General features: G+C 61.6%; 18 protein-coding genes. 10 read left to right on the top strand and 8 right to left on the bottom strand.

The features are described 5' to 3' along the window. Window positions 1–19: 19 nt before the first annotated feature. The 8 genes from AC0L17_RS02595 to AC0L17_RS02630 all read right to left on the bottom strand — a co-directional run bounded on the left by AC0L17_RS02595 (window position 20) and on the right by AC0L17_RS02630 (window position 8,654). Window positions 20–760: a polysaccharide biosynthesis/export family protein gene (locus AC0L17_RS02595; protein WP_473514654.1), complete on the bottom strand. Its 741-nt coding sequence runs from the start codon at window positions 758–760 to the stop codon at window positions 20–22. A gap of 47 nt (window positions 761–807) precedes the next feature. Continuing rightward, a complete protein-coding gene (locus AC0L17_RS02600; RefSeq protein ID WP_473514655.1) occupies window positions 808–1,617 on the bottom strand; it encodes a tyrosine-protein phosphatase in 810 nt (269 codons plus the stop codon). A 360-nt stretch (window positions 1,618–1,977) separates the two neighbouring features. Further along, entirely contained in the window at window positions 1,978–2,508 is a 531-nt protein-coding gene (locus tag AC0L17_RS02605; protein WP_473514656.1) for a hypothetical protein, read from the bottom strand. Window positions 2,509–2,852: 344 nt separating this feature from the next. Then, on the bottom strand, window positions 2,853–3,326 hold the full coding sequence (locus tag AC0L17_RS02610) for a hypothetical protein (RefSeq protein ID WP_473514657.1): 474 nt from the start codon (window positions 3,324–3,326) through the stop codon (window positions 2,853–2,855). Between the two features lie 112 nt (window positions 3,327–3,438). Beyond that, window positions 3,439–5,679 carry a mannose-1-phosphate guanylyltransferase/mannose-6-phosphate isomerase gene (locus AC0L17_RS02615; protein ID WP_473514658.1) on the bottom strand — a complete coding sequence of 747 codons (2,241 nt, stop codon included), beginning with the start codon at window positions 5,677–5,679 and terminating at the stop codon, window positions 3,439–3,441. Further along, window positions 5,676–6,851: a glycosyltransferase family 4 protein gene (locus AC0L17_RS02620; protein ID WP_473514659.1), complete on the bottom strand. Its 1,176-nt coding sequence runs from the start codon at window positions 6,849–6,851 to the stop codon at window positions 5,676–5,678. The genes AC0L17_RS02615 and AC0L17_RS02620 overlap by 4 nt, the downstream gene beginning before the upstream one ends. Next, a complete protein-coding gene (locus AC0L17_RS02625) occupies window positions 6,848–7,915 on the bottom strand; it encodes an NAD-dependent epimerase/dehydratase family protein (RefSeq protein WP_473514660.1) in 1,068 nt (355 codons plus the stop codon). Before AC0L17_RS02625 ends, AC0L17_RS02620 begins: the two co-directional genes overlap by 4 nt. Further along, on the bottom strand, window positions 7,830–8,654 hold the full coding sequence (locus AC0L17_RS02630) for a class I SAM-dependent methyltransferase (protein ID WP_287232602.1): 825 nt from the start codon (window positions 8,652–8,654) through the stop codon (window positions 7,830–7,832). The genes AC0L17_RS02625 and AC0L17_RS02630 overlap by 86 nt, the downstream gene beginning before the upstream one ends. A gap of 539 nt (window positions 8,655–9,193) precedes the next feature. Between AC0L17_RS02630 and AC0L17_RS02635 the strand changes: the two genes are divergently transcribed. The 10 genes from AC0L17_RS02635 to AC0L17_RS02680 all read left to right on the top strand — a co-directional run bounded on the left by AC0L17_RS02635 (window position 9,194) and on the right by AC0L17_RS02680 (window position 20,659). Next, window positions 9,194–11,140 (top strand): acyltransferase family protein, encoded by a 1,947-nt coding sequence (locus AC0L17_RS02635; RefSeq protein ID WP_473514661.1) that lies wholly within the window; start codon window positions 9,194–9,196, stop codon window positions 11,138–11,140. 210 nt (window positions 11,141–11,350) lie between these two features. After that, a complete protein-coding gene (locus AC0L17_RS02640; RefSeq protein ID WP_473514662.1) occupies window positions 11,351–13,168 on the top strand; it encodes a right-handed parallel beta-helix repeat-containing protein in 1,818 nt (605 codons plus the stop codon). 300 nt (window positions 13,169–13,468) lie between these two features. After that, on the top strand, window positions 13,469–14,080 hold the full coding sequence (locus tag AC0L17_RS02645; protein ID WP_128167641.1) for a cupin domain-containing protein: 612 nt from the start codon (window positions 13,469–13,471) through the stop codon (window positions 14,078–14,080). Between the two features lie 118 nt (window positions 14,081–14,198). Continuing rightward, a complete protein-coding gene (locus tag AC0L17_RS02650; RefSeq protein ID WP_473514663.1) occupies window positions 14,199–15,137 on the top strand; it encodes an ABC transporter substrate-binding protein in 939 nt (312 codons plus the stop codon). Between the two features lie 74 nt (window positions 15,138–15,211). Next, window positions 15,212–16,009: an ATP-binding cassette domain-containing protein gene (locus AC0L17_RS02655; RefSeq protein ID WP_287061440.1), complete on the top strand. Its 798-nt coding sequence runs from the start codon at window positions 15,212–15,214 to the stop codon at window positions 16,007–16,009. Continuing rightward, the gene (locus tag AC0L17_RS02660; RefSeq protein WP_287258779.1) at window positions 16,006–17,016 is read left to right on the top strand and encodes an ABC transporter permease; all 1,011 of its coding nucleotides are present in this window, start codon (window positions 16,006–16,008) and stop codon (window positions 17,014–17,016) included. Before AC0L17_RS02655 ends, AC0L17_RS02660 begins: the two co-directional genes overlap by 4 nt. Before the next feature lie 4 nt (window positions 17,017–17,020). After that, entirely contained in the window at window positions 17,021–18,130 is a 1,110-nt protein-coding gene (locus AC0L17_RS02665) for a phosphotriesterase family protein (protein WP_473514664.1), read from the top strand. A gap of 19 nt (window positions 18,131–18,149) precedes the next feature. Then, complete coding sequence (locus tag AC0L17_RS02670; RefSeq protein ID WP_473514665.1) at window positions 18,150–18,920, top strand: glutamine amidotransferase; 771 nt, start codon at window positions 18,150–18,152, stop codon at window positions 18,918–18,920. A gap of 3 nt (window positions 18,921–18,923) precedes the next feature. Further along, window positions 18,924–19,832, top strand: a complete 909-nt coding sequence (locus tag AC0L17_RS02675) for a PfkB family carbohydrate kinase (protein ID WP_473514666.1) — start codon at window positions 18,924–18,926, stop codon at window positions 19,830–19,832. Then, a complete protein-coding gene (locus tag AC0L17_RS02680; RefSeq protein ID WP_473514667.1) occupies window positions 19,829–20,659 on the top strand; it encodes a BtpA/SgcQ family protein in 831 nt (276 codons plus the stop codon). The genes AC0L17_RS02675 and AC0L17_RS02680 overlap by 4 nt, the downstream gene beginning before the upstream one ends. The last annotated feature ends 331 nt before the right edge of the window (window positions 20,660–20,990 follow it).

Below are 20,990 nucleotides of genomic sequence, written 5' to 3' on the forward strand. Positions count from 1 at the left end.
AATTTTAACCGGCTGTGATTTACAATCCCGGGACGACCGCAATTCTGGCTGCACTCGAGGCTACGCCGAGGGCGTCCTTGAGGTTGTTCATGGCAATTTTCGATTTCGAGGCGAAGACGACAATCTTGTCGCCACCATAGATGCGTGGGTTGCGGCTCTTGCCGGCGCGAATCTGCTCCACATTGTAGTTTGCGACCAGAGTATTTTGGCCGACATTGCGATAGACAAAGACCTTTTTCGCATCGCCAACGGCATTGAACCCCCCGGCAAGGGCGATCGCATCGATGAGAGACGAATTGCTCGACACCGGAAAAATACCAGCCTTGGTGACTTCGCCGTCGACGGTAATGCGCTGTCCGATCGATTCCTTGACGAAGACCGACACATCGGGCGACTGGAGATAGTTGGCGCCGTAGGCCGTTTCGATTTCCTGCTCCAGCTGACGGACGGTCTTTCCGGCCGCGGTGACGGTTCCGATAAGTGGAAGCGAAATTTGTCCGCCAGCGTCGACTTGAACGGTTCTGTTCAGATTGTCGACCTGGAACACATTCACCTCCAGCACATCGTTAGGCGACAAAGGCTGCTCGTTGCCGTTCTGGCTGTTTTGCGCAGGCAGCTCCTTTACGACCTGCAGGGCGCCGCCGCTGGAGAGCGGCGCCGACGATGACGTCAGTTGCAGCGCATCAACCGATGTCGGTGAAGACGATGATGTCGTTGACGAGGTGCTCGTGCAGGCAGACATCGAGAGCGAAGCGAGCAAGGCACATATCGCGCCTGTATAATTTTTTGCGAAATGAAACACACCCATTACGCTGCCCCACCCTTCAACAGGCGACCCAATCCTGCAAAGCGACCGACGTTGCCGGGGCTTGGCTTTTTCGAGCGTGCCTTTCCGACCGGCTCGAGGGGCCGGTTCGCCAATATTTCGCCTGGGCGTTTCAACACCATATTGCGGGCCTCATCTTCCCCACATCGCTTCGCGGCAACGGCAACCGCCTGCGAAAGCCCAGGGCGCCGGCGGGTGGCGCCGTGGGCGTCCGAAGCGATAATATCTACCCTACCCTCGTCAATCAGCTTTTCCGAATAGTAAAGCGCCGTGCGTCCAAAAGCACCAACAATCGAGTCTGCGGTAAGTTGAATCAGGCAACCCACTGCATTCAAGTTCTCAACAATTTCGTAATTTGCCTTGATCCATGTCAGCCGCTCAGGATGGGTAAGAATCGGAACGAACCCGGCGTTTATGAGGCGCAGAGCGAAATCTTCCAGCCTTGGCGGCAGAACGTGGTGCGGCGGCTCGAATAAAAAATAGCGAGATCTGTTCAAGGTCGGCACGCTGCCCAGCGCCAATTGCTCCGGCAGATCCGGCGCTATATGCACGTCGGCGCCAACGTAAAGCGCAAGCGGTATTGCGGCACCGCGCAGCGCCTGTTCCAATTCTTGAACTGCGCGGGCGATATTTGCCGATCCGTTTTCGTACATGCCTGGCACGATATGCGGCGTACACGCCATATGCGTCGTTCCATCGGCCACCGCCAGCCGCGCCATTTCCAGCGATTCAGCAAGACTGGGCGAGCCGTCGTCAAGACCGGGCAGGATATGAGAATGCAGGTCGATCATAGGTGGCCGCGCTGAAGCAAACTGACGACTTCTCCCGAACAAAAAGCAAATGCGCCACCCGCACCAGAGCGAATGACGCATTTGTCAAGGTCGTGCAATACGATAGAATTCAAGCTATTCGCTGACAGCGTGCAAACCAATGACCAGCACTGCCGCACCACCCGCCACAGTGCCTCCGGGCGAGACGAATCCGCCCACGACGGAGCGCATTCAGGTTCGACTCAGGTGATAGAGCGGTATGGTTGACGAATTCCATCAATATCCCGACTCCAGCCGCCGCGCCAAGGCTACACAGAGGCACCGGGCATACAATATAGCAGAGCTAGTTACATGGCTCTGCTATATTGCCTACTGGGCGCCTTAAGGGCTGACCGGGCCGGCGTCGTCGCCGTCACCCTGCGTTGCAGCAAGGATACCAGCCGTACCAGCCATGCCCGCAAAAATACCGAGCGGCACCCAGGACCGGTTTCCGCCCGCGCCAATCTGACCCGTATGCTCGGAACTCACGGCGGCAGCCGTCTGCTCGGAACCCACAACCTTCAGGCAGATATTGTTCTCGATACGAGAAATGTCGAGACTTGAATTCGCAGGCACCTCCAGGTTGCAGCCACCGACATTAACGGAGGCAGCCCCCTTGGCACCGACCACTATGCGGCTGCCGAAATCCAGCGTATTTCCCGCTTTTGCCGGGCCATAGCCAGCGGCCTGCGAAACCATTACGTCGCCATTGGCGTGCCCTATGGAACCAATCGAACTCGCCGCTCCCTGATAGGGTGTCGTACAGGTGCAAGACGCATCCTGAGCGGACGCATCCTGAGCGAAAGACGAAACCGGGCCGAAACCGATCGAGGCGACAAATCCGGCCAACGCAACTTTTACAGTGAGGTTCATTCGTTCCGATCCTTTTTGTCCCGCCGCACCTCGGCCCCTCCCAGGCCCGAAGGTATTGAACAAGCGCGTAACAGCTTTTCGCTTTGATTCCAACCCGCTTCGCTTATGCGAGATGATTTTTTGGTTTCTCATGTGTTTCATTGGACACACTCGCTTGCCGGATTTGAATCTACCATTTTTCGTGCCGGCCCCCTGTGAAAATTGTTGGCAAGGCAAGTTTATTTCGTGGCGTTTGAGGGCCGTCGCGCCGATGCTTTGGTACAGGGGATTGTGGTCGACTCTGTTTAACGTGGGGTGTTATCGCACATTCTGTCTTTCGTTTTATGACACGCAGCTGGCGAGAACTACGAACCTGACAAGCAAGATTTGTAGGTCGAACCTGCCTGCGCCGGCTGCCCGCACAAGATGCCATTCTCGGCAAGCTTGGCGGCCAAATCCACGCCATCGGACGTGAGGCATTGCACGACGATGGCATCACCAAACTTTGAGGCGACATTGCCGTCGCAAGGCGTACCCATGCCGACCGGCTTGCAAGTCAGGGCGAGCCCCTGGTAGTCCCGGCGCGCCGCGTCCGTTACGATGGCACGCAGGGATTGAGGCTTGGTAAACGCCACGCCGCATAGCACAATTTTGCGGTTGCCGACGCGAAGATCATCGACCGCCTGGATGAAAAGCTTGCCATCAAACGGCTCTATCGCGGCTTGTGGCTTTGGGGGTGGGGGACGACGAGGCGCCCCTTTTTCCACGATGATGGCAAAGAAGCCAACCGCAAACGCCAGGGCAAGGAGTGCCAAAAAGCTTAGTTTCTTGAACGACAAAAATCTTCACTCCCGCCGCTGCCAAGCATATCTCTATCACCTCTGGCGGAGACGTCCGGACGACTTATCGTCGCCTAGCATCCATTTCAATCGAAGAAGTTCCGTCAACTGCCTATCGTGCTTCGCTGGCGGTGCTGTCAAGATATTGGGTCAGCGCGCAAACCAGATGATAAAAGATGCTTGCCGGCACATCGGTCGCCAGCGAGCGGCCTCGCTCGTCGATCCGGTCTATCCACAGGCCGAGCGGCGCCGGATTGATGTGCCAGCGGAACAGGCGGCCGACACGCGCTTCGATCTCGGGCTTGAGGTCGGGGCCACCCGAACCGTCCAGTGCAATCGCCGCCTTGATTGCTTCCGCCTGCGGCCAACTGCGCGAGACAAGGTCGAGCGGCAAGCCTTGCCGCGAGACGGCGCCATAGGCGAGGCCGGTGGCGCGATTGAGGCCGTTGGCGATGGCCGACGCATAGAGTTTTCTGGCAAAGCCGGCCAGGTCACTCTGGCCGCTGCGCCCGGTGAAGTCGACCAGCAGCGAGGCCCATTCGAAATGGTGGCCGGGTTCCGTCCAGGCACCTTTCTCGCCCTCCGCCGGCCTCCACTCGGCATCGAAATACTCGCCCAGCGTCCAGCTTTCCGGATCGAAGAAATGGCTGCGAAACAGATCGACGATGCGCGCGGCGCGCCGAAGATAGGCGAGTTCGCCGGTCGCCTGATGCCAGGCCAGGAAAGCCTCGAGCAGATGCATGTGCGGGTTGGAACGGCGTTCGCCCACGCCGCTCGACGTTTCGAGAAAGCCGGTCATGCGGTGGTCCTCGAGATGCGCGTCGAGGAACGAAAACGTTTCTTCGGCAAGCCGCAATGCATCAGGATTGCCGACCATATGGGCATGCGCCAGCGCCAGCAGCACGCAGGAATGATCATAGGAATCCTCGGCTGCGTCGGCGACCGTGCCGTCGACATTGAGCGTGCGCACCCAGCCGCCATTGTCGGTGCGGCCGTTCCTGGCCATGAATTCGAGGCCGTGGCCGATCAACCGGTCGGCGGGCCCGTCCCAGCCGCGCGCCCTGGCGACAGCGAAGGCGTAGACTTGCCTGGCCATGGTGCGCATGCGCTTGGGCTTCTTCAGCGGTGTGGCGTCAAAGCCGAGCGCCTCGTGAAAACCGCCATGGCGCTCATCGACCCCGACCGTCGACCATAGCGGCACCGTCTCTTCAAACAGCCAGTGGTGCACACGACGGCGCCAGGCGCCGCTTTCGATGACGCGGTCGTCGGCGGGCGTGAACCTGGTTTCCAGCCGGCCGCTCTTTTCGAGCTGCTCGACGATCTTCTTGACGTTCTGGCTGCGGCTGACCGGGGCGACGAAAGTGGCATCGGCGGTCGAGACGATGGCAACGTCCTTCAAGCCAATGGCCGAAAGCAGGCGACTGTCGCTGCGGATGTAGGAGTTCTCGCAGTCGATGGCGACGACATCGCCGACGATGACATTGCCGTCATTGTCGGAGGGGCCGACATCGAGCAGCGATTGCCAGGAACCGAGATCGTTCCAGCGGAAGCCGGCCGGCACCATGGCGATATCGCTGGCGCGCTCCATGATCGCATAGTCGATCGACGTCGACGGAATGGCGGCGTAGAGTTCCAGAGGCATATAGAGACCGGAAAGATCTGACGTCGCCGCCTGATAGGCATTTTCGGTGGCCTTCCAGATTTCGGGCTCGAAAGCCGTGAAGGCGTCGCGCATGGCGCTGGCGCGAAACAGGAAGATGCCGGTGTTCCAGTAGAAGTTGCCGGCCGCCAGATAGCTCCGCGCGGTCGCGAGGTCCGGTTTCTCGACGAAACGCGAGACATCGCAGATGCCATCCTTCTCGCCGGCGATCTCGATATAGCCGTAACCGGTTTCGGGGTGGCCGGGCTTGATGCCGAATACCACCAGCCGGCCGGCACGCGCCGCCGCGGTGCCGTTTTCCACGCTCTGCCAGAATTGTCGCGCGGTCGTGATCTCATGATCGGACGGCACCACCAGCACCAGGCTGTCGCCAAATTCGGAGAGGGTTCGCAGGGTCGCCAAGGCGACGGCGGCGGCGGTGTTGCGTCCGGTCGGCTCGAACAAGGGGCCGCCGCCGGAAAGGTCGATGCCGGCGAGATCGGCGTGGACGCGATCGGCATGCCGCTCCGAGGCAATCAGGAAGACCGGCGTTTCGCCGTCCGGCCGCGCCGTAAGCCGCCGCAACGTCTTGACCAGCATCGAGCCATCGCCGGAAAAATCGTGGAACTGCTTGGGATTGTCCTCGCGCGACAGCGGCCACAGCCGTGAGCCAATACCGCCGCTCATGACAAAACTGACGATCCGCTCGGTCATGGGGTAACACCTCTGGCATTTTCGAACAAAGCAAGGAGCGCTGCGGCATAGTCTCGGCGGCGCATTTGTTGCCGACTTTGCAGCACGGCGACACTGTCGCGGGCCAAGCGGGGGCGCCGCCCAGCTTCGAGGAGACGCTGTGCCAGCGCTTTCGCACTATCGGGTGCGAAGAAGAGCGATTCCGGCGCCTGCTCGCGATGCAGTGGAATGTCGGACAGCAGCATCGGCGTGCCCAGCGACTTCGCTTCCTCGACCGTGGTCGACCACCCCTCGAAGTGTGAAGGATTCAGAAGGTAGTCAGCAGCGCCGATCAGGGCGACGACATCGTCATAGGGAATCAAGCCAAGATGTCGAAAATGGCTTCCGAGTCCATCTGTTTCAGCAAGGCCCATCAGACGCTTGAAAAACGTCCGATCGCGGGGATCCGTGGTGCGGCCGGAGAGGATTACTGGCGGCAAGGAGGCCAGCGCTCCGATCTGGTTTATATGCTTCAATGCCTCTATGACCAGCCTGTGGTTCTTGTGGACCCAGAACTGATTGGGGAGAAAGAAGAAACGCTCGGGCAGCCCATGCGCCTGGCGCGCCTCATCGGCACGCGCCAAAATGGCGCCTGGATCGAGATCGATAGCAAAGCGTACGACGGCGGTCTTGTTGCGCGAGGCTGGATAGAATGTTTCGCAGTCCGCTAGCGCATCCCCACTCGAGAGCATTATGGTGCGATTTCCGGACGTCTGCAGGCGGTAGCCGAGATCCCTGCGCCACCAGGCGCTACGCGGAAAGAGGTGCGGCAGGCGACGGTGCTGGAAATCCGGAATCCAGGAAACAACCGGTATTGGAAACCGGTTGCCGAACCACTGGGCGACTTCAAACACAACATCGATACCTTGCGCAGCGACAAGGTCCGCGAAGGCACGGTCACTTCCGCCAGCGAGTGCGATCAGCCCTCGCCTGCCGAGGCCGGCGCCCGTGACCCGGTTATCAACGAGAGCGGGTGCGGCCAACATATGATCGAAGGACGCGCCAGTGCTTGAATGCTGCTCGGGTGTGAGAAACAGTTTCGCCTGCACCTTGCCACGCAGCTCGGAGGCGATGACGCTCAGCATGTTGCGTAGATAGGACTCGCCGCCTGACCAGGTTCCGCGGCCGATGAGAGTGAAGCCGACGGTAATCAAGGCGCGGAGCGTCGCAAATGGCCGACCGGCTCGGCGAGAATTTCAGCGCGATACCAATCGACATAGCCGGCAATGCCCCTGCTGAGCGGCACCCGCAACTGAAGCCCATCCGGGACGCCGGATGGATCCGAGATCAGATTGACAGGGTCGCCCCGACGGGATTTTCCAGAAAACGAGAGGCGATGGTTCCCTCCCCAGGCCTCCAGAACCATGCTGGAAATCGTGCTGACGGGTGCAGCGGCGCCCGCACCGCCATTATAGATGGCGAAGCGCGGTTCGCCGGCAGGCAAAATGTGATGGATCAGCCGCACAACGTCCGAGACATGGTGCCAATCCCTCATTTCCGTACCCGTGCCGCCAAGCACAATGTCGGTTTCGCCTGCCGCGAGCCTGCCGCAGAGATCCCAGAGCAGTTGCTTACGCAATCCTTCTCCATAGACCGAAAAGAGGCGAGCCACCGAGACCGGCTGGCCGTATGCGGCACAATACGACCGGCCAAGCTCCTCAACCATTCGCTTGTGATGACCATAAGGTGAGTACGGCTCGAGTGCGGCATCGACGCTGATGGGGCCGAAGTGGCCGCCGCCATACACGGCGGCGGAGGACGCCAGAACGACTGAGGCATCGGGTGCGTGGCGACGCAGGAAATCGAGGACACAAGCCGCGGAAACGACGCTTTGTTCAAAATCCTTCAGCGGATCGGCAATCGACTGCCCGACGGTAGCGCCGCCAGCCAGATGGTAAACGGCTGCCGGGCGGCCGTGTACGGCGAGAGCCGCGTCCATCGTTTGCGCGGTCACTCCGCCGGAAAAGAATGCGCCGCCGCCGGTCGCCGCCGCGAACCCAGGGGCTTCGCTTCGGCCGAAGCCGAGGACATGATGGCCTTCTCCGGCAAGAAATCGCGATAAATGCAGGCCAATGAAGCCGCCGGCTCCAGTCACCCAAACAGGCCTCGCCTCTTTCAGCTGCGCCACCAGATCAGCCCTTCCCTTGCTTGTAGCAAAGGAAAGAGACCAGGCGCCCAGGCCGGCGGTCCAGCAATGCCGCTGCTCGGGCAACGGCACCGAAAGGCAGTGGGGACAGGGCCGTGCGGACCAGCCCCGACACTGGGCCGAAGACTGCCGCGAGCCTTTCGCGAATTTCGGAAGCTGTCATCGGGTCATAGTTCACAACCGATTGGAAAGAGTTCATTTCGCGATCGATCGTAAGCCCCGCCCCCTGCAACGCAGCGCGGTAGGCCGCCAGCGTGAAGGCGTTCTCCCCGCCGTAGAGGTGATGCAGCGGATGAGAGCGCAGAAATGGTTCCAGCTGCTGCGGCCCGGATATCACATGGTCGCGCAATGACAGGAATGTCGCGCCCTCGCGAGAGAGGCGCGCAACCTCACCGCAGAACGCCGGAAGGTCGTGCGCGTGATGCAGCACTTGCCTGGCGACGACCAGGTCATAGCCGGCGGCGGTCAACGGGATAGCCTCGCCGAACGCTTCGATCACATCGATGCGCGTGCCTGTTTTGTCGGCAAGCGTCCGGATTGCGGCGGCACCGACAAGGGCGCTGGGATCGGGCTCGACGGCGGTTACCGACCAGCCCTCGCGCGCCAGGGCATAGGAGAGGATGCCATTGCCGGCGCCAAGGTCGAGAGCACGGCCGACCTTGCGCGGGATCATGCTGCGAACCGCATCGAACTCTGCGCTTTCATGATAGCGCTGCGCAGCCACGACCGGATCGTCGAAATAGGCGGCGCGGGCGAGCTCTTTCATCGAAGGCTCGCTCATGCACCAGCGGACGGCGTCTTCCCACGTCATGGCCGCTTCAGGCATCGAGAGAAACCATATGCTGGATCAATCCCCGTGGTTTTCCGGCAACAACTGCGTGAGGCGGCACGTTCTTGGTCACAACGATCTCGCTCTCCCGTCGATATCTCGGATACGCCCACAACAGCCGCCATCAATGCTCAGCTCGACGAGCGCGACAACGCTTTCGCGTCACAGGCTTGCATGCTTTCCCGTCCGTCATTCAAGGCAGGTTGTTTCCGGCGCTCGTGAGACGTAATACGCTGCCCATTGCCTCAAAGCGGCACATCGTCGATCACACTTGGCCAGGACGTTATTCCAGCGAACAGCTACGCTACCGTCTGTTGCCTCGTCAAGTTCAGATCACGAGAATTCGAATCGCGCGAATTTCGTCCGCGCAAAACGCCCTTGCACCCCTTACCTGCATTGAGTTTCTCTCCCTCCTAGCGGTCCCGTCCGCAGATGATAATTATCGCAGCAGCTTGGAGTAGCGCCCCGGCTCTGGTTCTTTTATAGACGAGGACCAGCCCCGGGGACCCTGAACCTTCAACATGCACACCAGAGTCGGAAGCGCGGATTCGCACCTCATTGGCTATCGGGCGGACGTCGACGGGCTGCGCGCTGTCGCCGTCATATCGGTGATTGCATTTCACCTGTCGAGGTCATGGCTGCCGGGAGGATATCTGGGCGTCGATATCTTTTTCGTGCTCTCGGGGTATCTGATCACGCTGATCTTGTGGCGCGAGGCGCTCAAAGGGCAGTTCTCGATTATTCGCTTTTATGAACGTCGCGTCCGCAGGATCATGCCGGCCCTCGTGCTGCTGCTGTTCTTCACCACCTTGGCCGCCATTGCCCTATTGCTGCCTGCCGACCTGATCGGCTACGGCAAGAGCATGCTCGCCACGCTCGGCTTCGTGGCCAACATCTATTTCTGGCGCGATACGGATTATTTTTCGAGGGCCGCCGAGGCGAAGCCGCTGCTGCACGTCTGGTCATTGGGCGTCGAGGAACAGTTTTATATCATCTTTCCCCTGTTGATTGCAGCATTAGCCCGGTTCTGGCCGCGCGCCACCTTTCCCGCAATCGCCATGCTCACGCTTCTGTCCCTGGCGGCCAATATCCTGGCCCTCAAAGTCGGCGGCGCATCGCCGGCGTTTTTCCTGCTGCCGACCCGGGCCTGGGAGCTTGGGGCCGGCGCCATGGCCGCACTTCTGCCGCTCCGCCTGATGCCGCTAGGAGCCGTTGCCGGCCTGCTCGGATCCATCGGAGCGGCCGCAATTGTCATCGGCGTTGTCAGCCCCCTGCAGAAATACGGTTCCATTCCCGTCGCCCTGCCGGTGGTGATCGGCACGGCATTGGTGATTGCCGCCGGCCAAGGCAAGCAATCGCCCATCAGCCGATTGCTGGCGTTCGGTCCGCTCACCTTTGTCGGTTTGATCTCATACTCGCTCTATCTCTGGCACTGGCCGTTCATCGTCTTCTCGCAATACTACCTGGTCCGTGATCTCAATCTCGGCGAGATGGCGGTTGCCGTCGCCGGCATGACGATCTGCGCCATCCTCTCCTGGCGATATGTTGAGCGTCCCTTCCGCAGCAAGGCCATCGCGGCCCGAACCGTGTTCCTCGCCGCCGCCGGCGGGGCCGCGGCGCTCGCGGTGGCGGCGTCGGTGCTGATCTGGTCGAACGGGCTGCCCGGCCGCATGAGCGGCGAGGCTGCCGCCATCAATGCTGCCGTCGGCACCAATTATCGCTGCCCGGTCTCGAATTTCCTGCGCTTGGGCCAGTCGCGCGCCTGCGTGCTCAACCTGCCGTCGCGCAATCCCGCCGATGCGAAAATTGTCCTGCTCGGAAATTCGCATGCTCAGATGTATGCGCCCGTCTGGGACTCCATCTTCGTCGAGGCGGGCCTGCCCGGCCTGCTGGTTCCGGCCAATGGCTGCCTGCCGACGGTGTCCGTCAATATCTCGCGCGAGTGCATCGCTGTCGCCGCCGGGAACCTGGCCGAGCTCGGCAAACTGGCAAACACCGAGACCGTCATCCTAGGCTTGACGTGGGAACATGCCTCGGACGTGCTGGTCGATGCGGACGGCAAGACTGTCGACAACAGCAATGACCGGGCACTCGTCGGCGGGCTCGACGACCTGATCGACCGCCTGCGTGGGTTTGGCAAGAAAGTCGTCCTGATCGGCCCGATCGCCTATCCAGGCTGGGATCTTCCTTCCGAAATGAGCCGCGAGCTCGCCTTCGACCGGCCGCTGGAAAAACCGGCCTCTCTGCCGGCCGGGGAATTCCAACGGCAATACGGGGCAATCATCCGGCACTTCGAGAGCCGGGGCGACATCGGCTTCGCGCGGCCCGACACCGCGCTGTGCGATGCAAGCCGATGCAACTATGTCCTGGACGGGCGATCCATGTTCGCTGACGCGAGCCACATCGCAAAAGCGGAATTGTTCCGCTTCCGCGCCATCTTCAGCGCGGCGCTGGCCTCGCAGCACTGAGCTTTCTGTATCGATGGCCAGGCTCTCCAAAAGGCCTTCACCTCGCCGCAATCTGTGTTTCTTGATGTCGGTGTTTCGTTTGCCGTGAGCACCTATTTGCCGTCAGGCTGGCAACGAACGCTCGGTTCGGCCGTCATCTCGACCGGTGCATATCCGACCGGTGACCGCAGGAGCCGAATGCGGTGCGATTGCAGAAAGCGCGAGCCCCGCATGCCACCGGATGACAAATTCTCCCCCACCCGCCGCCACCTGCTGACAGGAGCGCTTGGAGCCGTGGCGGCCTTGGCGGCCGGATCTGCCGCCACCTCGCCCGTCGGTCAACTCGAGCGCCCCCAACCCGGATACCCGCAGGCGCCAGGCGGCCTTGTCGTCTTCGGCGACGATGGAACGGACGTAGCCGCTTTTGTCAATGCCATGGCCCGGATCGCGGCCATGGGAGGTGGGACACTGATGTTCCGGCGCGGGGTCTACAACTGGTCGTCGACGGACCTGAAGGCCTTGGGCCATCCCGGGATAACGGTTCCGGCCAACTGCACCATCGACGGCAACGGATCGGTCATCAACATCACCGGGTCGGACCAGATCTACTATGTCTTCACCGCCACCGACGTCTCCAGGGTCGCCGTTGCCGATCTGAAGGTCATCGGGAATAGCGTATCGACCGGCTACAACGGCGGTGCATTCATGAAGTTCGCCCTCAGCCCGACCGCAACCGCCGGCATCGATTCTTTCAAGCTGGACACCGTCGAACTCCAGAACTTCAAGGCGCCGTGGTGGATATTGGTCTATAACGAGAGCCGCTCGAACCTCGAGATCCAGCACATACGTATCAACGGCCTGCGCGGCATTTCCCGGCCTGGCAATTCGCTGGACCCGGAGGATCTCGGCGCACACGCTGCCGTCATTGGCATCAACAGCGCAGCGTGGGAACCCGATGACGCCGCCCGGGCGATAGTCCGCGACGTGATTGTGACCGGCTTTTATGCTGAAGCCACACACATCAAGCAGGGCATCAACTTTGAAAGCAATGTCCGCGACAGCGAGATCCGCGGAGCCGTAGTCCATAATGCCGGTCTTGTGGGGGGCAAAGACGACACAGGCTGCTACGCGCTGATGGTCTATGGCGCGAACAACCGCAACATCCGCATCACGGATCCCGTTCTGATTTCACCGCGCGACAACGGGATCTATGCAGTCAACGGGTCAGGCCTGGCTATCACGAACGCAACGGTGCGCGGACAGACCAGCAACTCGGACCGGACTTTGCCGAAGGCTGGAATTTCCATCAACAGCGTCCGGGATGCCATGGTTTCCGGCGGCACTTTCAGCAACAACGTCACCGATCTCTATCTCGGCATTCGCGGCACCGCGGCCAATGTCAGCGTCGAGGGCGTCGAATGCAACGGCGCGTCCAGGGCAGGCATCTGGCTGCAGGGATCGGCCGCCAATGTCGGTGGTGCAACAATCACCGGAGCGCGGGTCAATGCGGGTGAGACGGCACGGGCACTGTATTCACCGAATGACGAGATCCACTACGTCAACGAAGTCAGAATTTCCGACTGCGAGTTCGCCACCCGCTACATTACCGCAGTGGAAGTTTCGGCATCGCCCACGCCGGCTGCGAACTGGAGTTTCAGCAACGTGACCTGCACTGCACGCGGGACGCCGTTCCAAGCTTACCAATTCGGGGGTCAGATGACGATCAAGGGCATGCGGCTGGTGCTGTCGGATGGCGGAACGGAGGGCTACAGCGCGTTCCGCTGCTACGGCGCCGGCGCTATGATCGTCGACGGCCTGACGATCGCCGGCCAAAGGGTGGGCACCACGCTTGACACAAGGCGCTTTGTCGGATCGCTGATCAACGTGCGCTCCGAAAATTCGACCACCAGACCCCTCTCTGCTTCGGAAGGGACTAGCCGCCCGACATTCAAGGGCTTTCCAGGCGCCCGCATCCAGAACCTTACGCCGGAAGCGGACGGGTACCACGAGTGGCAATGGCAGGGCGGGGCCTGGGTCGAGAGTCGGTGACACTGCGATCCGCCTCCCCGACGTGACAGCCTGCCGCTTGATGTAGATGGGCCAACGCCTGTACACCGCCTTCGATCGAGGACGGATCCAATATGTCCGCCTCGACGGCCTCGGGCATCCTTACCGTCGAGGAAAAGACGGTTGGAGAACAATGCAGGACCGTTTTTTGTTCCAGTCGGCGCTGGGTTCGATCGAGGGACGGCCAGGTCGAAATTGACAGATCACCACTTGCAAATCGGTCGCGGCTGTCTTTTGCTCGCGCGACAGTTGTCACATGACTGTTGAATGGTTGGCGAACGGATGAACAAAATCGATCGGCGACGGCCGGAGTCCGACGCGGACGCCACCGTAAATGCCGCGCGGCTTGGAACGCGGTTGCGCCTCGCCCGCCAGACGCGGGGCATGACGCTGAAGACGCTGGCGACAGCTGCGCACTGCTCTGAAAGCCTTCTGTCCAAGATCGAGAACGGCAAGGCTTCGCCATCCCTGCCCATGCTTCACCGCCTGGTCGAAGCTCTGGAGACCAATATCGGCTGGATGTTCGAACAGGTCGACGACGACGAGGCGATCGTGTTCCGCGCAGGCGCGCGGCCATTGATCTCGCTCGACGCGCTGAGGCGCGGCGAGGGCATCTCGCTTGAACGCATCATTCCATATTCGCCCGGACACCTGCTGCAGTGCAACATCCATCATATCGAGGCAGACGGCGAGAGCGAAGGTCCCATCCAGCATGTCGGCGAGGAAGTCGGCTACGTGCTCGCCGGCCGGATCAAGCTGATCGTCGATGGCAAGAGCCATGATCTCGCCACCGGCGATGCGTTCGTATTCAGGTCGGAGCTGCCGCACCATTACCGCAACATCGGCAAGGAGAGAGCCAGCATTTTTTGGGTCAACACACCAGCGACCTTCTGACGGCTGCTGTGAGATCAAATTCGTTGACAAGTATTCAAGTCTCTTGAATGTTTGCCTTGTGCCTGTAGCACCAATGGCCAGCCTGACAGGTTTGGCCCGCAAGCAAGGGGAACCGTAAATGCGACCGTTCAAACTTCTCTTCCGCTGCGCCGCCGTCCTGGCCATCTGCTCGACGGCGATGGGATCGGCGTTCGCCGATACGTTCGCTCTCGTCAACATCAACCAGCAGGCCTTGTTCTTCAACCAGATCAACGAGGGCGCGCAGAAGGCGGCCGACGCCGCCGGCGCCAAGCTGGTCATCTTCAATGCCAACAACGTGCCGAGCGCTCAAAATGACGCGATCGAGAACTACATCACACAAAAGGTCGACGGCATCATTCTGGTCGCCATCGACGTCAACGGCGTCAAGCCTGCAATCACCGCCGCAAAGGCGGCCGGCATCCCGGTGATCGCCATCGACGCGCAGATCCCGGACGGCGACAACGTTGCGTTCATCGGTGTCGACAACGCCAAGGCCGGCGAGGATATCGGCAAATTCTATGCCGATTATGTCAAGTCGGAGATGGGCGGCACTGCCAAGATCGGCATTGTCGGCGCGCTCAATTCGTTCATCCAGAACCAGCGGCTCGACGGCTTCAAGAAGGCGGTTACCGACAGCGGCCTGGCGATCACCTTCCTCGACACGGTCGACGGCCAGAATGTCCAGGAGACGGCAATGAGCGCTTCAGAAAATTTGATGACCGCCAATCCTGACATGACGACGCTCTATGCGACCGGCGAGCCGGCGTTGCTCGGCGCTGTTTCGGCCGTAACCAGCCAAGGCCGCACCGGCGACGTCAAGGTGTTCGGCTGGGACCTGACCAAGCAGGTCGTTCAGGGCATCGACGATGGTTGGGTGGTGGCGGTCGTCCAGCAGGACCCGGCCGGCGAAGGCAAGGCCGCTGTCGAAGCATTGGTCAAGCTCAAGAAGGGCGAAACGGTCGAGCCGATCATCAATATTCCGGTGACGATCGTGACCAAGGACAATGTCGAACAATACCGCGCGATGTTCCAGTAGACTGCATCGATGACCCGTCCGCGGCGCCGCGAAGGGCTACGCCGCGGACGCTTTGCAATCCCGTGGGATCCAAGATGAGCAGTGGCGAGACCTATCGGGTGCGGATGAGCGGCATCTCAAAGCGCTACAATGCCATTCAGACGCTCGATGACGTGTCGCTGGTGCTGAGGCCGGGCGAGGTCCTGGGGCTTGTCGGCGACAATGGCGCCGGGAAGTCGACGTTGAGCAAGGTGCTGTCGGGAGCCGTGGTTCCCGATGCCGGCACGATCGAGATCGATGGAACGCCGGTGACCTTCACTTCGCCGGCGGACGCGCGTGCGGCGCGCGTCGAGATGGTCTATCAGGATCTGTCGCTCTGCGACACGGTCGACGTCGCCGGCAATCTCTTTCTCGGCCGCGAGCCGCGCCGCCGCATCGCCGGCATTTCCTTTCTCGACAAGAAGCGCATGCACGAGCAAACGCGCCAGATGCTCGACCGTCTCGGCATCGTTATATCAGACACGCGGCTCAAGGTCGAAAACCTGTCCGGCGGACAGCGACAGTCGATCGCGATCGGCCGCGCCGCCTCGTTCGAGCCGTCCGTGCTGATCATGGATGAGCCGACGGCGGCGCTCGCCGTCGCCGAGGTCGAGGCTGTGCTGGACCTGATCCGCGCCGTCAGCGCCCGCGGCGTCAGTGTCATCCTGATCACCCATCGGCTTCAGGATCTGTTCCTCGTATGCGACCGCATTCAGGTCATGTATGAAGGACGCAACGTCGCCGAGCGGCTGATCGGCGAAACCAACATCGAGGATGTCGTCAACCTGATCGTGGGCCGCAAGTTCAACGCTCGTTCGGCCACCAACGCCTATCGCGATGGAGCGCCAGCATGAGCGAAGCGACTTCGACTCGCTCCGCGCAGTCTCGAAGAGTCCGCGCAGGCACATGGCGAGATGCGGTGCTCGCCAACGGCAGCGTCGTGTCGATCGCGCTGTTCTTTCTTATCGTTAGCGTCATCTTTTCGGTGGCGACGGACGCCTTTCTGACGTCGCCCAACCTGCTGAACATCCTGCGGCAGTCGGCACCACTGCTGATCGTCGCCGCGGCGATGACCTTCGTCATCACCACCGGCGGCATCGACCTTTCGGTCGGCTCCGTGCTGGCGCTGGTGGCAACGCTGTCGGCGACATTGCTGCAGTTGGGCCTGCCATGGCCGCTGGTCATCCTCGCCATGCTTGCGCTGGGCGCCTTGCTTGGCGCGGTGCAGGGCTATTTCGTCGCTTATGAGGGCATCCCGGCCTTCATCGTCACGCTTGCCGGGCTTTCGGTGATCCGTGGCGTGGCGCTGCTGATCACCGGCGGCTACTCCATCCCCATCGAGCCGGGCAGCCCTTTCACGGTGCTGGGCCGCGCCTGGCTGCTTGGCGTGCCGGCGCCGGCGCTGATCGCGCTGGCGATCCTGGCGATCGCCTATATCGCCTTCAACGAGACGCCGTTCGGCCGCTACGTGACTGGCATCGGCGCCAACGCCGAAGCGGTCAGGCGCGCCGGCGTGAACACGCGGCTGACGACGCTTTTCGTTTACGTGATTTCCGCCGCCGCGGCAGCTCTTGCGGGGATCATCATTGCTGCCCGGCTCGGATCCGGATCGTCGAATGCCGGACAAGGATTTGAGCTCGAAGTGATCGCTGCCGTCGTGCTTGGCGGCACCAGCCTGTTCGGCGGCCGCGGAACGATCGTCGGCACCGTTCTCGGCGCGCTTACCGTGGCCGTCATCGGCAATGGCCTGATCCTGGCGCATCTGTCGCCTTTCCTGACGCCGATCGTCACCGGAACGATCATCCTGATCGCCATCTGGCTGAACTTCCGCCTGTTCCGCGGCGCCGTGCGGAGCCGTTGAGCCCATGAGTGATCTTTTCGATGACGCGGCTCCCAGGCAGCGGCTGGCGATCGGAGTCGATACCGGCCATGTGATGACCGTTCTCGGCCCCGTTCCGGTCGAAGAAATGGGCGTCACGCTGATGCACGAGCACATCTTGCTCGACGGCGCGCGCAGCTGGAAATGTCCCTGTCATCCCGACGACATGGCGCTCGCCGAGCAGCCGGTGAACATTCAGATCATCGGCGAATTGCGCATGAACCCTTACGTCAATCGCGACAATGTTTCGCTCGATGACAGTGACCTGGCGCTGTCTGAGCTGCAACGCTATCGCGCGCTGGGCGGCCACACCGTCGTCGACGCGACCAATATCGGCATCGGCCGCGAGCCGGAAAAGCTCGCCCGCATCAGCCGCATGTCCGGCCTGAAGATCGTCATGGGCACCGGCTTCTATCTGGAGCACACCCATCCCGAATGGCTGAAGGCGATGGATGTCGACGCGGTGACCGAGTTCATCGTCAACGACGTCGGCGGCGGCGAGACGCAGCCGCCGATCCTGGCCGGCCTGATCGGCGAGATCGGCGTCAGCAAGGATTTTACTTCGGAGGAACGAAAGTCACTGCGAGCTTCGGCGCGGGCCTCGCGCATCACCGGCGTGCCGCTGTCGATCCACCTGCCCGGCTGGGAGCGGCTGGCGCACGAGGTGCTCGATGTCGTGGAGGCCGAGGGCGCCGATCTTCGCCACACTGTGCTCTGTCACATGAACCCCAGCCACAATGATCTCGACTACCAGACAAGCCTCGCCCGGCGCGGCGCGTTCCTGGAATACGACATGATCGGCATGGACTATTATTATGCCGATCAGGACGCGCAATCGCCCTCCGACGAAGAGAACGCGCGAGCAATCGCCACACTTGTCGAGGCCGGCTTCGGCGATCGCCTGCTCTTGTCCCAGGATGTGTTCCTCAAGATCATGCTGACCCGCTTCGGCGGTTTCGGCTACGGCTACATCCTCAAGCATTTCATACCGCGCCTGAAACGGCATGGCGTCGAGCAGCCAGCCATCGACCGCATGCTGATCGCCAATCCGAAAGCCGTGTTCTCGCGGCAGAATCAAGCCCAGACTTACGGCTGAGACTTACGACGGAGTTCAAATGTCCAAGAAAAAGATCCTGCTTGCCGGTGAATCCTGGGTGTCGACCGCCACCCATATCAAAGGCTTCGACCAGTTTCCGACGGTCACCTACCACACCGGGGCGGACGAATTGCTGACGGCCCTGAAAGCGACCGACTTCGACGTGACCTTCATGCCGGCGCATGAGGCACAGCGCAACTTTCCGCAAACAATGGAGGCGCTTTCGGCCTATGACGCGGTGGTGCTCTCCGACATCGGCGCCAACACGCTGCTTCTGCATCCCGACACCTGGGTTCACTCCAAGCCGACGCCGAACCGCCTGCGGCTGCTGCGCGATTATGTGCGCGACGGCGGCGGGCTTTTGATGTTCGGCGGCTACTATAGCTTCCAGGGCATCAATGGCGGCGCGCGCTATCGCAAGACGCCGGTCGAGGAGGTGCTGCCGGTGAGCTGCCTCGCTTTCGACGACCGCGTCGAGGTGCCGGAAGGGTTTTCGCCTGTCCTGAAAGGCTCCTCGGACCATCCGATCCTCAGGGGTCTCGGGTCGGATTGGCCAGTCCTGCTCGGCTTCAACGAGGTGACGCCGAAAGACGGGGCGGAAGTCCTGGCAACCGTGTCGTCGGATTATGGCTCGCTGCCGCTGCTCGTCACCGGTCACTATGGCAAGGGCCGCACTGTGGCCTGGACGTCCGATGTCGGGCCGCATTGGCTGCCACCGGAGTTCACCGCCTGGAACGGCTACAAAACCCTGTTCGAGCAGATGCTGAGCTGGGCGATCGGTGAGAGCTGAGCGATGCATGTCCATGTCGTCGGCAATGCCTGCGTCGACACGATTTTTCGCGTCGGCCGCTTCCCTGCCGCCGGCGAGACTTTGAACGCCAGCAGCTACGCCGACGGCCTCGGCGGCAAGGGAGCAAACCAGGCGGTTGCCGCCGCGCGCACGGGTGCTGCGGTAACGTTTTGGACGGCGCTCGGCAAGGACCGCGCAGGCGCATGGATCAGGAGCCGCCTCGACAGGGAGTTGTCTGACCTCGAGGCGATTGAATTCGACCTGCCAAGCGACCGCTCGACCATCGTCATTGGCGCCGGCGGCGAGAACTTCATCGTCAGCGGCGTCGCCTGCAGCGAGGCGTTCGATCCGATCGCACAAACCGCACTTGCGGGCCGAATCGCGTCTGGCGACATCGTCGTCTGCCAAGGAAACCTGCGAGGCGCCGCGATAGATGCCTGCCTGCGGGCAGCACAGGAAAATGGCGCGCGCACCGTCCTGAATGCCAGCCCTATCGATGCGGCGGCTCTGCCTGACTTCGGCCTGGCGCAGGTGTTGGTGGTGAATCAATCCGAGGCGCAAGCGCTGACCGGCCAGGATGACATGTCAGCCGCCGCCGACGCGCTGGCGGCCAAAGGCGCCGGGACGGTCGTGATCACCCTTGGAGCGGAAGGCTGTCTCGTACGTGGCCCGGACCAGGGAGCATCGTTTCGTTTGCCGGCGCCACGTGTCGAGGCGCTCGACACCAGCGGCGCCGGCGATGTGTTTTGCGGCTGTCTGGCCGGCGGGTTTGCCAAGGGAATGTCGGTTGCCCCAGCGCTGAAGTTCGCGCTCGCGGCTGCCGCAATTGCGGTGACTCGCCCGGGCACATTGATATCCTGTCCTTCCGCGTCTGAAATGGCGGCGCTCATCGATCAAACGGAGCTCTCATGACCCAACTCGGTCAATCAGGCGGCGACGCGCTCGTAGACCTTTTCGGCCGCACCAAGGTGGTGATCGGCGTCGTTCACCTGTCGCCGCTTCCCGGCGCGCCGCGCTACGACGGCGAGGCGGTCGAGGCGATCTATCAGCGCGGTCTGGACGATGCGAGATCTTATCTCGATGGCGGATGCGACGGCGTGATCGTCGAGAATCATGGCGACATCCCGTTTGCCAAACCTGACGATATCGGACCGGAGACAGCGGCCTATATGGCGGTTATTTCCGACCGTATCCGCCGCGAGATCGGCAAGCCGATCGGCATCAATGTGCTCGCTAACGCCGCGATCCCTGCCCTTGCGATCGCCAGCGCCTCCGGCGCGGGCTTTATCCGCGTCAATCAATGGGCGAATGCCTATGTCGCCAATGAGGGTTTTGTCGAGGGCGAGTCCGGTCGCGCAGCACGCTACCGCGCCAGGCTGCGCGCCAACGGCATCCGCGTCTTCGCCGATGCTCATGTCAAGCACGGCGCGCACGCGATCGTTGCCGACCGCCCGGTGGAGGAACTGGTCAAGGATCTGGTCTTCTTCGACGCCGACGCCATCATTGCGACCGGTCAACGCACCGGGCACACTGCGGATCTGAGCTATATCAGCATGATCAAAGAGGCCGCCGGCCTGCCGACGCTGGTCGGCAGCGGCGTGACGCCCGATAATGCGAACGATATCCTTGGCATCGTCGATGGGATCATCATCGCCAGTGCGCTGAAGCATGACGGCGTCTGGTGGAACCAGGTCGACCCTGCCCGTGTAAAGACTTTTATGGCCGGGCTGCGGCGATGATCGAGTAGCTTTGACGAGCTGGTGGAATAATCGAGGCCGTCGACGATGACGCCCGGGCGGATCGCCGCGGGCAGGCGAATTGTCTGCGATGGCGCGAACTCCGGCACCGCTCGGCAATAACGCCGTCCATCTGTAATTGTTCGGAGCCCTGCCCGGCCGACGTTTGAGGACATTTTCCTGGCCGCTGGCCGCTACCGGCAAGGGAGATCGGCAATCAATATCGGCAACTGTGCCGAGCTATGGTTTCAAAATGCCTTACATTTCAGGCAATTGAGAGACCGTCGTGATCGGCAAAAAAACGGCTTGATACCTGCCCGCATCGAGCGACCGT

The sequence above is a fragment of the Mesorhizobium sp. WSM4829 genome (assembly GCF_055811475.1).

Coding starts and splice junctions, on each gene's coding strand:
- AC0L17_RS02600 (WP_473514655.1), bottom strand. CDS start 1,617: ATGATCGACCTGCATTCTCATATCCTGCCCGGTCTTGACGACGGCTCG.
- AC0L17_RS02605 (WP_473514656.1), bottom strand. CDS start 2,508: ATGAACCTCACTGTAAAAGTTGCGTTGGCCGGATTTGTCGCCTCGATC.
- AC0L17_RS02615 (WP_473514658.1), bottom strand. CDS start 5,679: ATGACCGAGCGGATCGTCAGTTTTGTCATGAGCGGCGGTATTGGCTCA.
- AC0L17_RS02630 (WP_287232602.1), bottom strand. CDS start 8,654: ATGACGTGGGAAGACGCCGTCCGCTGGTGCATGAGCGAGCCTTCGATG.
- AC0L17_RS02635 (WP_473514661.1), top strand. CDS start 9,194: ATGCACACCAGAGTCGGAAGCGCGGATTCGCACCTCATTGGCTATCGG.
- AC0L17_RS02640 (WP_473514662.1), top strand. CDS start 11,351: ATGCCACCGGATGACAAATTCTCCCCCACCCGCCGCCACCTGCTGACA.
- AC0L17_RS02645 (WP_128167641.1), top strand. CDS start 13,469: ATGAACAAAATCGATCGGCGACGGCCGGAGTCCGACGCGGACGCCACC.
- AC0L17_RS02650 (WP_473514663.1), top strand. CDS start 14,199: ATGCGACCGTTCAAACTTCTCTTCCGCTGCGCCGCCGTCCTGGCCATC.
- AC0L17_RS02655 (WP_287061440.1), top strand. CDS start 15,212: ATGAGCAGTGGCGAGACCTATCGGGTGCGGATGAGCGGCATCTCAAAG.
- AC0L17_RS02660 (WP_287258779.1), top strand. CDS start 16,006: ATGAGCGAAGCGACTTCGACTCGCTCCGCGCAGTCTCGAAGAGTCCGC.
- AC0L17_RS02665 (WP_473514664.1), top strand. CDS start 17,021: ATGAGTGATCTTTTCGATGACGCGGCTCCCAGGCAGCGGCTGGCGATC.
- AC0L17_RS02670 (WP_473514665.1), top strand. CDS start 18,150: ATGTCCAAGAAAAAGATCCTGCTTGCCGGTGAATCCTGGGTGTCGACC.
- AC0L17_RS02675 (WP_473514666.1), top strand. CDS start 18,924: ATGCATGTCCATGTCGTCGGCAATGCCTGCGTCGACACGATTTTTCGC.
- AC0L17_RS02680 (WP_473514667.1), top strand. CDS start 19,829: ATGACCCAACTCGGTCAATCAGGCGGCGACGCGCTCGTAGACCTTTTC.